Raw genomic sequence first — 12136 nt, 5'->3', positions numbered from 1 at the left:
ACGTCAGGCGCGTTTCTTGAGCGCGGGAATGCAGATCAGGATGAGGACCAGGATGACCGTGGGCGCGACGAGCCGCGGCACCTGCGCCCACCAGTCGGCCCCGACCTCCCACCAGGCCCAGGCGAGCGTGCCGACCCAGGTCAGGAGGTAGATCCACACCGCTTCGATCCTGTGGCGGTTGAGCATCAGGCCGGTGGCCAGAAGCCCGATGGCGGCCAGCGCATAGTACCAGGAGCCGCCGAGCGCGATCAGCCAGATCCCCCCCGCGAGGATGACGAGACCGAATAGGACGCAGATCCATCCCAGGATCAGGACGCCGATGTTGCGGGATGCCGGGGGCGAAGAAGCTTCAGTGGTGGTCATGCCGGAACTCCGTGTGCGTTGACGGAAGGTGAAGCGGATCCGCTTCACTGGGTGGAACAGTTGCGGGCCGCGCATGTTCCAGAAGCTGCGCGATCTTTCGGGCGGACCCGGATTTCCCGGTGGCGGGCGGCAGATAAGTCGCTGGCCTCACGCGGGGCGGGGAACATTTGCCGTTGCTACCCTGTTCTTTTCACGAAGGCAGAATTCGCATCGGAAGCGGGAGAACGTGATGAAGCTCACTACGACATTCTTGACTGGACTCGGCACCCTGGCGATCGGGACGGCCGTTGCCGCTCAGACGCAGCAGGACATCGAGGCGCAGGAGCCGGCGGACATCGAAATCCCGCGCGGCGAGGTCGTCGAAGAGGTGGTCCCCACCCCGCCGGAAGACGCGGCGCAGGAAAATTCAGAGACTGCGGAACGCGGCCCGGAGCCCGACCCCTCGCGCGAGATGTTCGACGACATGCAGGCGGTCATCGACAGCGTGCGGAGCAAGACGGCAGTTCCGCAGGACCCGTTGGCGCACCTCGAAACGGTCGCCGAGGTCCACATTCTTCCGGTCAGCGACCTGGAGGGGACGCAGGATTACCACGCTCAGAGCCTCAGGGAGGTTCTGCGCGAGAACAGAGAGATCATCGCCGACATCCGCAGCCAGATCGGGCTGAACATATTCGCCGTGCGCGCCCTGGAGAGCGAAGGCTATGCGGCCGAGGACGTTCTGACCTGGGAAACCGCCGGAACCGACGACGTGACAATCGTGGTGGACGACCTGTAGGCGGCGGTATGCCCGCGGCGGCGGGGCCGGGAACATTAGTCGCCCGGTCCCGGTTTCCGTGATCCAACCCCGAAAGGAGGAGATCATGGCACCACGATTTTCCCGCAATCCCGACCACCATCCCCGGGCCCGCGCCGACTGGGACCCGCGGGACGTCGTTCCGCCCCGCGACCGCTTCGGCGGGCCTCCGCCGGGCCGGCGCGGTCGCGACCCCTACGAAAGCGCCGATGACCGTGACCAGTGGGATGACCCGGTCGGCGATCGGATGGATCTGCCGCAGGCGTCGCCCGTCACCGCCGGATGGCCCCGGCCCTACGACTATCCGCTTCGCCGCCCCCTCCACGCGGGATATTCGGCGCCGCGGGACGAAGGGCCGGACGAATACTGGCGGACCCGGGATTATGACCGGCGGCCCGGCATCGGCTATGGCGACGGCGGTCCCCGGGGCGGTCGCGGCTTTTTCGACAAGGCGGCGGACGAGGTCTCGTCCTGGGTCGGCGACGATGATGCGGAGCGGCGCCGGGAAGAGGACCATCGTGGCCGCGGACCCCGCAATTATACCCGGTCGGACGCGCGGATCGAGGAGGACGTAAACGACCGCCTCACCGACGACAGCGCGGTCGATGCCAGCGAGATCGAGGTGACGGTGAAGGAACGGGAGGTCACCCTCGACGGGCATGTCGATTCGCGCCGGGCGAAGCGTCGGGCCGAAGACTGCGCCGACACCATCAGCGGCATCGTACATGTCCAGAACAACCTGCGCATCCGGCCGGCAGAGACCGCCCGGCAGCCGGGCACCGTGTGACGGGCCGGCGCCGCCGGAGCCTCCGGCGGCGCCCTTCGGTACCGGGCTCTCAGGCCTGGGGCGGCTGGCCGTTCGAGGCCATCAGGCCCCCGTCGACCGGCAGGTTGACCCCGGTCACGAACCGCGCGTCATCGCTGGCGAGAAAGGCGATGACCGCCGCAACATCCTCGGGCTCGGCATAGCGGCCGAGGGCGATGCGCTCGCGGAACTTCTCCACCATCTCCTCGTCCGCGACCACGTCGGTCGTCATTCCCGTGCGGGTCAGCGTCGGGCAGACGGCATTCACCCGCACGCCCTTGCGCCCGAAGTCGAGCGCCAGCGCGCGGGTCAGCTGCGCGGCCGCGCCCTTGGCGGCATTGTAGGGGCTCATGCCCCAGTCCCCGCCCAGGCCCGAGACCGAGACGGTGTTGACCACGCAGCCGCCGGAACGTTCCAGATGGGGAAGGGCAGCGCGGCAACCGTAGAAGACGCCGTCGACGTCGGTGGCGAAAACCTTGTGCCAGTCCTCGTTCGTGACTTCGCCGATCTCCCCTCCGATAAGCTGCCCGGCATTGTTCACGATGACGTCGAGCCCGCCGAAGGTCTCGACCGTCCGGTCGACCAGCGCATCGACCTGGTCGCTGTCCGACACGTCGGTGGGGCACCTAAGGGCGCTGTCGCATTCCAGATCGCCGGGCAGTTGTTCCAGCTGATCGGGAAGGTCGGCGCACGCCACTCGCGCGCCTTCCTCGAGAAAGCGGCGGGCCGTGGCGCGGCCCATGCCCGAGGCGGCGCCGGTCACGATGACGGTCTTGTTCTCGAAACGGTTCATTCCGGTCTCCTGTTTGTCCGGGTGCAGACCCGGAAACCGGCAGCTGCGCCGCATGTTCCTGCTGCCACGCCTCAGCCGATCCGGGGCGGCGGATCCACGGCCTCGGGACGGTCGCCCCGCCGGCAGAGGAAGACCTCCGGCTCGGGCTGCGCCTCGATCCGGAAACCGGCGCTGCGCAGCATGGCGGCGCTTGCGGCGCGGTTCGGCACGAACCAGTTGGTGGGGTCCCCGGCGTAGCGATGTTCGAGGAAATGCAGCCGCGGCCAGTCCTCGCGGGCGAAGGGGCTTTCGTCCTCGAACGGGTAGTCGGGCTGGGGTTCTGCCTGTTCGTCGCTGCCGCGCTGCATCGACTGAAAGAGCAGGCGGTCGCCGACCACATGCTCCCAGAGCAGGTCGAGCGCCAGCAGCGGGTGGCGCAGGTGATAGAGTACGCCCATGAAGATCACGAAATCGAAGCGCATCCCCAGTCGGCCGACCTCGTAGACCGACATCTGTTGCAGCTCCAGCTCGACCCCCGCGACCTCGGCGGCGAGCTTCGCCTGCGCGAGGTAGCGTGGATCGCTGTCGATCCCGACCACCTTCTCGGCGCCCCGCCGGGCCATTTCGATGGCGTAGAAACCGGCGTTGCAGCCGATGTCGAGCACGGTCTGCCCGCTCAGATCCTCGGGGATGACATGGCGGAAGCCGTCCCACTTGAAGGCCGGGTAATCGCCCAGCGGATGGTCCGGCGCCGTCTCGATCCCGTCGAGGCGGAGGTTGTGGAACCACGGCGCCAGGTTCTCGATCCTGTCGGTCAATGTCGTCATTCTGCTGGCCTCGCGAGTTCTTCCGGTTGGGCGACACGGTGGCCGGGCACGCCGAACCAGGCGGCCGTGCGGGCCAGGCCTTCGTCGAGCGGCACCTTCGGCGTCCAGTCGAGAAGCGATTTCGCCCGGGTGATGTCGGGCCGCCGCCGTTTCGGGTCGTCCGACGGCAGGGGTTTGAAGGTGATGGACGAACTCGAGGAGAGCGCCTTGCGAATATGATGGGCCAGATCCAGCACGCTCACCTCCTGCGGGTTGCCGAGGTTCACGGGCCCCTCCGGCGTCTCGTCCACCGCCATCAGCGCGATCAGCCCGCGCACCAGGTCGGACACATAGCAGAAGCTGCGCGTCTGGCTGCCGTCGCCGTAGACCGTGATCTCGCGCCCCTCGAGGGCCTGTACCAGCAGGTTCGAGACGATGCGGCCGTCGTCCGACCGCATCCTGGGGCCGTAAGTGTTGAAGATCCGCGCGACCCGCACGTCGAGGCTGCCGGCGCGGAAATGGTCGTAACAGAGGGATTCCGCCGCACGCTTGCCCTCGTCATAGCAGGCGCGCTTGCCGATCGGGTTGACGTGGCCCCAGTAGTCCTCGCGCTGCGGGTGCAGTTCGGGATCGCCGTAGACCTCGCTGGTCGACGCCTGGAGATAGCGCGCCCCGGCCCGCGTCGCGAAGGAGAGCAGGTTGCCGGTGCCGACCACGTTGGTCATCATCGTGCGCACCGGATCCGACTGGTAGTGCGGCGGCGAAGCCGGTGAGGCCAGGTTGAACACCCAGTCCACGGGCTGGTCCGGCAGGCGGGCATCGGTGACGTCCGCCTCGATCAGGGTGAACCGGCGGTCGTTGCACAGCGGCGCGACATTGCTGCGCCGCCCGGTGTGGAAATTGTCGAGGCAGATCACGCGCAGGCCGCGGGCCAGCAGCTCGTCGCAGAGATGCGAGCCGAGAAATCCCGCGCCGCCCGCGACGAGCGCGGTCTGGGGTAGGTGCTGAACGTTCATGCCGGAACCTCCGTCCTGACGGGCAGGTCGCGGACCATGGCCGCCAGTTGGCGGGCGCGGGCGCGGCCCGTGTGATGGCCGAGCACGCTGTCGCGCGCGGCGCGGGCCATCCGCTCGCGCCGGTTTTCCGGCATCTGAAGCGCGGCGGCGATGTCATCCGGCGTATCGACGATCGTGATGGCCTCGCCGGGCGCGAGCACCTCTTCGATCCCCGGCCAGCGGTCCGACAGGATCGCCGTGCCGCAGGCCGCCGCTTCGAACAGACGGACCGAGGGGGAATGCCCGACGCTGCGCATCGCCGCCCGGGTCAGGTTCAAGGTGAAGCGCTGCGCGTTGTAGAAGGCGGCGTGGTCCGGCGGCGGCAGATGGTCGATCCGCTCGACATTCAGCGGCCAGTCGATGTCGTCGGGATATTGCGAGCCGGCGACCACGAACCGACATTCCGGCAGGCGCCGCGCGGGTTCCAGCAGCAGCGCCTTGAGCCCCGGCTGCCGGTCGTCGCTGTAGGTGCCGAGATAGCCGAGGTCCCAGCGGAGGTCGGTGTCGACGGGGGCGTAGCGCTCGGGATCGACCGAGCAGTAGAAGGGCGCCGCCTTGCGCGCCCCGAAACCGCGCAGCTGTTCCAGCGCGGCCCCTCCGGCAAAAGACAGATAGAGGTCGATTTCCGGCAGCTGCCGCCGCGCGATGTATTCCGCGCTGTCGGTCTTCAGTGCCGCAAGCGTCACCGGCGTGTCGATGTCGTAGAAGACGAGCCGCCCCGGCACCTGATCCGCGAGCCGGTCGAGAAGCAGGATCGAGTCGGGAACATAGGATCCGACGATCACCGCATCCGCCCGTGCGATCCGCTCGCGCCACTGGCCCAGGTCGTCCAGGGACCCGTAAAGCGCGAACTCGCAGAAATCGGGGTCCGGCAGGTCGCGGTGCTCGGCGTACCAGGGCACGTCCCGCTCAAGGAAGAGCACCCGGTGCCCCTCGGCTGCCAGGCCACGCAGCAGGGCGCGATAGGTCGTGGCGTGTCCGTTCCCCCAGGAGGAGGAGAGGGACAGGCCGAAGATCACGATGTCGAGCGGTCTGGTCATGCTTGCAACTCCCTGTGCTGCGCCATGCGGTCGAAGAGGGCCGTCACCTCCTCGGCCCGGTTCTGATAGGTGTGGTCCGCGCGGACGCGGGCCATCGCGGCTTCTCCGATGCGGCGGGCATCGTCACTGGACAGGCCGCGCAGGATCTCGGCCACCTCGTCGCCGTCACGCGCCACCAGCACCTCGCGTCCCGGTTTCAGGAACATCTCGATTCCTTTCCAGGCGTCGGTGATCAGGCAGGCCCCGGCGCCGGCGGCCTCGAAGACGCGCGTGGCGGGTGAGAACCCGGCCTCGGCCATGCTGTCGCGGGCGATGTTCAGCACCGCGCGGGGGGTGACGTTGAAGGCGTTGTGATCGCCGGTTCCGACATGGCCGACGGCCCGGACATTGTCGGGCAGCGCCGCCGGGTCCCATCCCGAGCCGCCCAGAAGGAAGCGGCGGTCAGGCAGGGCGGCGGCGGGTTTCAGGAAGAACTCGGCCACCCGCGCCTCGCGGTCGGGCAGACGGTTGCCGAGGAACCCGAGATCGGCGGCGAAGCGCGGATCGGGGGGCACCGGGAAATGCGTCGCCGCGTCCAGCGCGTTGTAGATCGGCACGCAGTCGCGGGCTCCGAGGGCGCGGTAGCCGTCGATGACCGGCCGTCCCCCGCCATAGGTCAGCACGATGTCGAATTCCGGCAGGTCGCGCCGCAGCGGGTGACCGGCAGCGCCGCGCATCTCGGCCAGGGTCGCGGGGGCATCGACATCCCACCAGATCTTCAGCGCATTACGTCCGGCGCGGTTCAGCACCTCGCGCCGCAGGGCGTCGTCCGCGTGTCCGATCCCCGAGGCGACGATCACCACATCCGCCTCGGCGGCCTGTCCCGCGGCGGTGCGCAGCCCTTCGTCCGTGGGCTGCCAGATCGCCACGCGGCACCAGTCGGGCGGGTCCATGTCGCGGTTCTTCTGGCGGTCCCAGACGTCGGGTTCGTAAAAGGTGACGGTCCAGCCGTGCGACGCCAGCGCCCGGACCATGCCGCGGTAATAGGTGGCGGCGCCGTTCCAGTACGAGGACAGAAGGCTCGACCCATAGAAGGCTATCCGTTTCATCAGGCGATCTCCCTTTTCGCGCCGCTAACGGCATCGATTATGCCCAGCAGTTCGGCCGCACGGTGGCGGCAGGTGTGGCGGTCACGAATGCGTTCCAGCCCGTTGCGGGCAAGCTCTTGGGCCAGGGCCGGATCGGCGAGCACGTCGCGCAGGCGGCGCTTCATGTCCGCGCCGTCCGACGCGGTGAGATAATCGGTGCCCGGCCGGAACAGCCCCTCGGCATCGTTCCACGGGGCACAGATCAGCGGGATCCCGCAGGCCAGGGCCTCGAACGGGCGGATGGTGGGGATGCCGGGCAAAGCCTCGACATAGGGCCGGCGCGGAACATGGACGGTGACGCGGTGGCGGGCGAAGGCGCGGGGGACGTCGGCATTCGCGATCGAACCGGCATAGTCGATGCCCGCCCCGTCGAGCGCCGCCTTCGCCTCGTCCGGGTAGCGCACGCCGTGCACCGTGGCCGAAAGGCCCAGTTCGGCCACCGGCCGGACGAGGTACTCCATCAGTTCCCCGGAGCGCTCGCCGTCGCCCCAGTTGCCGACCCAGATCAGGTCACGCTCGGCCCCGAGGTCGGGCAGGGGGCGGAAGACGCTGTCGTCCGCCGCCTCGTGCCAGGTGAAGACGCGGTCGCCCCAGCCCGCCGCGAGGTAGCGCTGGCGCAGGGCCTCGCCGAAGGCCAGCACCCCGTCATAGGCGGACAGGTCGAGCGACCGGATTTCGGCATCGGCGGTGACGGCCCTGTGATGCGTGTCGTGAAAGAGCAGCCGGAAGGTCGCACCGCGCGCGCGCAGCCGCCCCACGGCCGAGACGATCTGCGGATCCGTCCATTCGTGGACTACGACGACGTCCATCCCCTCCAGTACGTCCGCGATCTCGTCGAACCCGCCATAGCTGATGGTATGCAGATCGGGAAAGGTGGCGTGGAATGCTTCGACCGCCGCCTCGCCCCGCTCGGCGATCAGGTTGCTGCGGGACCAGCCGTCGAGGGGTTCCAGCGCGGTGCAGCTGTGGCCTTCGACCTGGAGCGCGCGCATCACGCCGCGGAGGAAATGCGCGTTGCCGTGGTTCCAGTCGGACACCAGGGAATGGGTGAGAAAGGCAAAGTTCATGGCACCATGTCCAGCGGCGCGCGGGCCGTGGCCTCCTTGTAGATCTCCAGCATCGCACCCGCCTGTTCGGCGAGCCCGTAGCGCAGCGCCCGCCGCTGCGCCGCCGCCCCGAGGGCGAGGCGGTCGTCCGGCGCGTCCAGAAGCGCGTCGACGGTCTGCGCGAGGTCGGCGGGGTTCTGCGGATCGAAGAACCGCGCGGCGCCCTCCCAGAGTTCGCGGTAGACCGGGATGTCCGCCAGCAGGAGCGGACGGCCGGCGCGCGCCGCCTCGAGCGCGGCAAGGCCGAAAGGCTCGTAGAGCGAGGGCGAGACGAAGAGGCTCGCCGCCCCGATCCGCTCGGTCGTCTCGCCATGGGGCAGGGCGCGGGGCGGGGGCAGATGGGCGGGGGCAAAGCGCTGCCCGTCGGGGCCGTCGGCACTGCCGATCAGAACGAAAGGTGCGTCTGTCAGCGCCGCCGCCCGGTCGAGAACAAAACCGTTCTTGGCCCGGTCCCACCACCGCCCCGCGGCCGTCACATGTCCATCGCCGTCGCCGGGCGACAGCAGGGGAGAGCGGCTGGCGTTGCGGACAGTCGCGACATCCGCCAGACCATACACCCGCCGGACAAGCGCGGCGTGGGCGGCAGAGGGTGCGATGGCGTGATGCGCGTTGGCCAGTCCGGCCCGCGTCATCTCGACCTGCCAGCGCAGGGGGCCGGGGACCGCGCCGCCCTCCATTGTTCCGAACCAGGTGGCGAGGCAGGAATGAGTGACCGCAACACAGGGCGTCCTGCCCCGCAATCCCGCGGCCAGCGTGGGCTGATTGAGATGCAGGACATCGACGCCGTGGCGTTCGGCCACCTGCATCAGCCATCCCGGCGCCCCGTCCAGGTCACCGGGACCCGAGGCCAGCCAGTCGAGTGGTGCCGCGCCCCATTCCAGCGGCCCGATGCCGCGCGCCTCGTCCCGCTGCGTGGTGTCCGGTTCCGGACCGAAGCCGGCAAAGACGATCTCGCACCCCTCTTCGGCCAGCGCGGCGGCGAGGTCCACCGCGTAGCGCCAGACGCCGCCGACGGCGTCGAGGGTCATCAGGATGCGGAGGCTCATGCGATCATGCTCCGCTCGATCGAGCGCACGCGGTTCTCGCTCAGCCAGGAGGCGAGACGGGTCAGCCCGTCACGCCATCCGGTGCGGGCATGCCACCCGGTGGCCGCGGTCAGTGCCGAGGTGTCGGCGACGAACCAGGGCTGGTCGCCCTGCCGCCAGGGGCCGTGCCGCACCTCGGGCGTGATGCCGGTAAGGCGCGGGATCTCGTTCAGGACCTGCCGCAGGCTGACAGCGTTTTCCGCGCCGCCACCGAGGTTGAAGGCGTGGCCCGAGAGGTCTCCGATCCGCGCGTGAACCTGCCGGTAGGCGGCCACGGCGTCGGAGACCTCGAGAAGGTCGCGCACCTGCCGGCCGCTGCCGTAGATCGTGATCGGCTCGCCCTTGAGCGCCGAGATGAGGAAATGCGCGACCCAACCCTGATCCTCGGTCCCGAACTGGCGGGGGCCGTAGACGCAGGACATGCGCAGCACCGCGGCCTTCAGACCATAGCTGCGCGCGTAATCCAGCACGTACTGATCCGCCACGCCCTTGGAACAGCCGTAGGGCGTGCAGAAATCCAGCGGGCGGGTCTCGTCCACGCCGGCGAGGTGTCGCTGTTCGGCGGGCACCACGACCTCGTCCCGGTCGCGCACCTCAAGATCGGCCAGCGCGCCGTAGACCTTGTTGGTCGAGGCGAAGAGCACCGGCACCTCGCGTTCCGTCGCGCGCACCGCCTCGAGCAGGTTCAGCGTGCCGCGGGCGTTGATGTCGAAATCGTCCACCGGCGCGTCGAGGCTGCTTGTCACCGCCGTCTGCGCCGCGAGATGGAAGACGGCTGAGGCATCTTTGACGCTGTCGCTCAGCGCCTGTGAATCGCGCAGATCGACCGGGGCGGGGTGGACCAGATCACCGTGCCGGGCGCTGAGCCAGGCGAGGTTCTCTTCCACCCCCGGGCGCGAGAGATTGTCCAGCACCACGACGTCGCGGCCTTCCTGAAGAAAGCTCTCCGTCAGGTTCGAACCGATGAAGCCCGCGCCGCCGGTGACGACCACTGGCCGGACCCCGTCAAGCGCGGCGGGCGCGGACAGCCGCGTGACGTCGCGCAGGCGGGTCACGCCGCCCTCGCGCAGCATCCGGGCCAGCAGCTTGGGCTGCCGGTCCGCCGTGAGCGCGCCGAGGTGATAGTGCCGGGGGTCGAACCAGAGGCCCTCCTGCACCGCGACGTGCGGCTGCAGATCCTGCCAGGCGTACCAGAACATCCGCTCGGCCGGGGCGTCGAGCGCCTGGACGAAACGGCGGGCCTGTTCCATCTCGTCCTTGCGCCAGGTGGAATACCCGGTCTCGGTGATCCAGATCTCGGATTTCGGATTGTGCCGGTCGAGGATCGTCCGCATCTCGCCCAGGTGCATGTCCCAGCCGGACCACGACCCTTCCTCGCTGTCCCAGGTGCCGGGGAAGCCGTGAAAGCCGACCGCGTGCATGTAGGACAGGATCCCGCGCTGGCCCATCAGGTCCAGCCAGTAGGGATCGAAGGGGCAGGGGCCGCCCAGCACCGGGTTCCAGCCGCGTTCCCGGATCCAATGGGCGGCCATGTCCAGCATCTCGCAGAAGAGTTCGAACCCCGGATCCTCGCGCCAGTCGTAATCCAGCAGGTTGTTCGGCTCGTTCCACAGCTCGATATGTTCGAAATGCGCGCCGTAGTCGGTCATCACCGTGTCGCAGAAGTCGGCGAGGTCCTTCAGCACCTTGGGCGCGCCCGAGCTTTTGCCGGTGCGCGACAGCGAGGGCGGGGTGTAGTGGATGCAGGGCACCAGTTCGATGTTCCGCGCCAGCCGCGGCAGCAGCCAGTCGTACCATTCCCGGCCGCCCGGCGCGTGGTAGTCGGCCCATGACAGGTGGGTGCGCAGCCAGGCCGCGCCCGTCGCCTCGAGCATCGGCATCACCTGTTCGACCCGGTCGCGGTCGCCGGGCCTGAACCATTCGACGAAACCGAACTGGCTCATGACACCAGCCCCCGCTCTTCCAGTTCGCTGCGCATCTGGCTGCCGCGGTCGACGGCGGGAGAGCGGCGGACCCAGTCCACGAAGGGGCCGAGCGAGTCCTCCAGCCGGTGTTCGGGCGCAAAGCCCAGCCGGTCGCGTGCCTTGCCGATATCGGCAAAGCAGTTGCGGATGTCGCCGGCGCGGAACCGGCCCAGCACCTCCGGTTCGAGGTCGGCGCGGTCCATCGCCTCGGCCAGGAGGCTCGCGATCCGCTCGATGGTGTAGGACCGGCCCGAGCCGATGTTGAAGGTCTCGCCCGATACCGCCCCGGGCTCGGCCTCCATCGCGAGGCGGAAGGCGCGGGCGACGTCGCGGACATGCACGAAGTCGCGCTGCTGCTGGCCGTCCTCGAAGATGGTCGGGCGTTCGCCATTGGCAAGCCGCGAGGCGAAGTTGGCGAGAACGCCGGTATAGGGGTTCGACAGTGCCTGTCCCGCGCCGAAGACGTTGAACAGACGCAGCGCCACCGTCGGCAGGTCGTAGGCCGCCCCGAAGATCAGCGCCGCCTGTTCCTGCTGGTACTTGGTCAGCGCGTAGATCGAGGCGAGGTCGGGGCGCTTGGTCTCGTCCGTCGGCACGGCCTCGAGCGCCTCGCCCTCGGGCCCCGAGGGCTGCCAGGTCCCGGCGCGCAGATCCGCCTTGCGCCGCCGCGCGCCGTCATAGAGGCGTCCGTCGGGCAGGGCGTAGTAACCCTCGCCGTAGATGCTCATCGACGAGGCGACGACGAGACGTTGCACCGGCTGCGCGGCGATCGCCTCGAGCAGGACCGCGGTGCCCAGGTCGTTCGCGCCGACGTAGCGCGCGATCTCGTACATGGACTGACCGACGCCGACCTCGGCGGCAAGGTGGATCACCGCATCGCAATCCTGCAGCGCCTCGGCCAGCCGCGGCGCGTCGCGCATGTCGCCACGGATCACTGCGGCCTCGGGGGGGATGTCCGCGCTCGGGCCGGCATCCGCCGCGCCGTGCACCTGTTCGATCATCGCGTCGTAAAGACGGACGCCGTGACCGGCCCCGATCAGCTCCGCCGCGACGTGCCGTCCGATGAATCCGCACCCTCCGGTGACAAGGACATTCGCCATGGTGGTCTCCGTTCCTGCTTCCACAGCTTCCGAGAACAGGAGCTTCCGGGGATTGTTCCCAATGTTTTTCTACAGATAGCCGCGAAAATCCGAGGAGCAGCTTCTTCTTCCGTGACATCA

At 69.0% G+C, this 12136-nt stretch carries 12 protein-coding genes; 2 read left to right on the top strand and 10 right to left on the bottom strand.

What is annotated here, in order from left to right; genetic code table 11:
- Nucleotides 1-3: 3 nt before the first annotated feature.
- A complete protein-coding gene (locus OB2597_RS01880) occupies nucleotides 4-363 on the bottom strand; it encodes a hypothetical protein (protein WP_009803811.1) in 360 nt (119 codons plus the stop codon).
- 229 nt (nucleotides 364-592) lie between these two features.
- On the opposite strand from OB2597_RS01880, the gene OB2597_RS01875 reads away from it, so the two are divergent.
- Both OB2597_RS01875 and OB2597_RS01870 read left to right on the top strand, forming a co-directional pair.
- Complete coding sequence (locus tag OB2597_RS01875) at nucleotides 593-1138, top strand: hypothetical protein (RefSeq protein ID WP_009803810.1); 546 nt, start codon at nucleotides 593-595, stop codon at nucleotides 1136-1138.
- A gap of 85 nt (nucleotides 1139-1223) precedes the next feature.
- Nucleotides 1224-1943, top strand: coding sequence for a BON domain-containing protein (locus OB2597_RS01870; protein ID WP_009803809.1), 720 nt, complete (start codon nucleotides 1224-1226; stop codon nucleotides 1941-1943).
- A gap of 49 nt (nucleotides 1944-1992) precedes the next feature.
- Here the strand turns inward: OB2597_RS01870 and OB2597_RS01865 are convergent, their stop codons facing one another.
- The 9 genes from OB2597_RS01865 to OB2597_RS01825 all read right to left on the bottom strand — a co-directional run bounded on the left by OB2597_RS01865 (nucleotide 1993) and on the right by OB2597_RS01825 (nucleotide 12016).
- Nucleotides 1993-2754, bottom strand: coding sequence for an SDR family NAD(P)-dependent oxidoreductase (locus tag OB2597_RS01865; protein ID WP_050759178.1), 762 nt, complete (start codon nucleotides 2752-2754; stop codon nucleotides 1993-1995).
- Between the two features lie 71 nt (nucleotides 2755-2825).
- Complete coding sequence (locus OB2597_RS01860) at nucleotides 2826-3560, bottom strand: TIGR04290 family methyltransferase (RefSeq protein WP_009803807.1); 735 nt, start codon at nucleotides 3558-3560, stop codon at nucleotides 2826-2828.
- The gene (locus tag OB2597_RS01855; RefSeq protein WP_009803806.1) at nucleotides 3557-4555 is read right to left on the bottom strand and encodes a UDP-glucuronic acid decarboxylase family protein; all 999 of its coding nucleotides are present in this window, start codon (nucleotides 4553-4555) and stop codon (nucleotides 3557-3559) included. Before OB2597_RS01855 ends, OB2597_RS01860 begins: the two co-directional genes overlap by 4 nt.
- The gene (locus tag OB2597_RS01850) at nucleotides 4552-5634 is read right to left on the bottom strand and encodes a CgeB family protein (RefSeq protein WP_009803805.1); all 1083 of its coding nucleotides are present in this window, start codon (nucleotides 5632-5634) and stop codon (nucleotides 4552-4554) included. Before OB2597_RS01850 ends, OB2597_RS01855 begins: the two co-directional genes overlap by 4 nt.
- Nucleotides 5631-6722, bottom strand: a complete 1092-nt coding sequence (locus tag OB2597_RS01845) for a CgeB family protein (protein ID WP_009803804.1) — start codon at nucleotides 6720-6722, stop codon at nucleotides 5631-5633. Before OB2597_RS01845 ends, OB2597_RS01850 begins: the two co-directional genes overlap by 4 nt.
- On the bottom strand, nucleotides 6722-7828 hold the full coding sequence (locus OB2597_RS01840; RefSeq protein WP_009803803.1) for a CgeB family protein: 1107 nt from the start codon (nucleotides 7826-7828) through the stop codon (nucleotides 6722-6724). Before OB2597_RS01840 ends, OB2597_RS01845 begins: the two co-directional genes overlap by 1 nt.
- Complete coding sequence (locus OB2597_RS01835) at nucleotides 7825-8913, bottom strand: glycosyltransferase family 4 protein (RefSeq protein WP_009803802.1); 1089 nt, start codon at nucleotides 8911-8913, stop codon at nucleotides 7825-7827. Before OB2597_RS01835 ends, OB2597_RS01840 begins: the two co-directional genes overlap by 4 nt.
- A complete protein-coding gene (locus OB2597_RS01830) occupies nucleotides 8910-10895 on the bottom strand; it encodes an NAD-dependent epimerase/dehydratase family protein (RefSeq protein ID WP_009803801.1) in 1986 nt (661 codons plus the stop codon). The genes OB2597_RS01835 and OB2597_RS01830 overlap by 4 nt, the downstream gene beginning before the upstream one ends.
- Entirely contained in the window at nucleotides 10892-12016 is a 1125-nt protein-coding gene (locus OB2597_RS01825) for an NAD-dependent epimerase/dehydratase family protein (protein WP_009803800.1), read from the bottom strand. The genes OB2597_RS01830 and OB2597_RS01825 overlap by 4 nt, the downstream gene beginning before the upstream one ends.
- Between the last annotated feature and the right edge of the window lie 120 nt (nucleotides 12017-12136).

Origin of the sequence: Pseudooceanicola batsensis HTCC2597 (assembly GCF_000152725.1) — a bacterium.
Lineage (GTDB): Bacteria > Pseudomonadota > Alphaproteobacteria > Rhodobacterales > Rhodobacteraceae > Pseudooceanicola > Pseudooceanicola batsensis.
Note: the sequence above shows the minus strand (reverse complement) of the source record. Positions and strands in the feature narration are given on the sequence as shown.

Bases quoted from the DNA above. Each gene is read 5' to 3' on its own strand.
- OB2597_RS01880 (WP_009803811.1), bottom strand. From the start codon at position 363: ATGACCACCACTGAAGCTTCTTCGCCCCCGGCATCCCGCAACATCGGC.
- OB2597_RS01875 (WP_009803810.1), top strand. From the start codon at position 593: ATGAAGCTCACTACGACATTCTTGACTGGACTCGGCACCCTGGCGATC.
- OB2597_RS01870 (WP_009803809.1), top strand. From the start codon at position 1,224: ATGGCACCACGATTTTCCCGCAATCCCGACCACCATCCCCGGGCCCGC.
- OB2597_RS01865 (WP_050759178.1), bottom strand. From the start codon at position 2,754: ATGAACCGTTTCGAGAACAAGACCGTCATCGTGACCGGCGCCGCCTCG.
- OB2597_RS01860 (WP_009803807.1), bottom strand. From the start codon at position 3,560: ATGACGACATTGACCGACAGGATCGAGAACCTGGCGCCGTGGTTCCAC.
- OB2597_RS01855 (WP_009803806.1), bottom strand. From the start codon at position 4,555: ATGAACGTTCAGCACCTACCCCAGACCGCGCTCGTCGCGGGCGGCGCG.
- OB2597_RS01850 (WP_009803805.1), bottom strand. From the start codon at position 5,634: ATGACCAGACCGCTCGACATCGTGATCTTCGGCCTGTCCCTCTCCTCC.
- OB2597_RS01845 (WP_009803804.1), bottom strand. From the start codon at position 6,722: ATGAAACGGATAGCCTTCTATGGGTCGAGCCTTCTGTCCTCGTACTGG.
- OB2597_RS01840 (WP_009803803.1), bottom strand. From the start codon at position 7,828: ATGAACTTTGCCTTTCTCACCCATTCCCTGGTGTCCGACTGGAACCAC.
- OB2597_RS01835 (WP_009803802.1), bottom strand. From the start codon at position 8,913: ATGAGCCTCCGCATCCTGATGACCCTCGACGCCGTCGGCGGCGTCTGG.
- OB2597_RS01830 (WP_009803801.1), bottom strand. From the start codon at position 10,895: ATGAGCCAGTTCGGTTTCGTCGAATGGTTCAGGCCCGGCGACCGCGAC.
- OB2597_RS01825 (WP_009803800.1), bottom strand. From the start codon at position 12,016: ATGGCGAATGTCCTTGTCACCGGAGGGTGCGGATTCATCGGACGGCAC.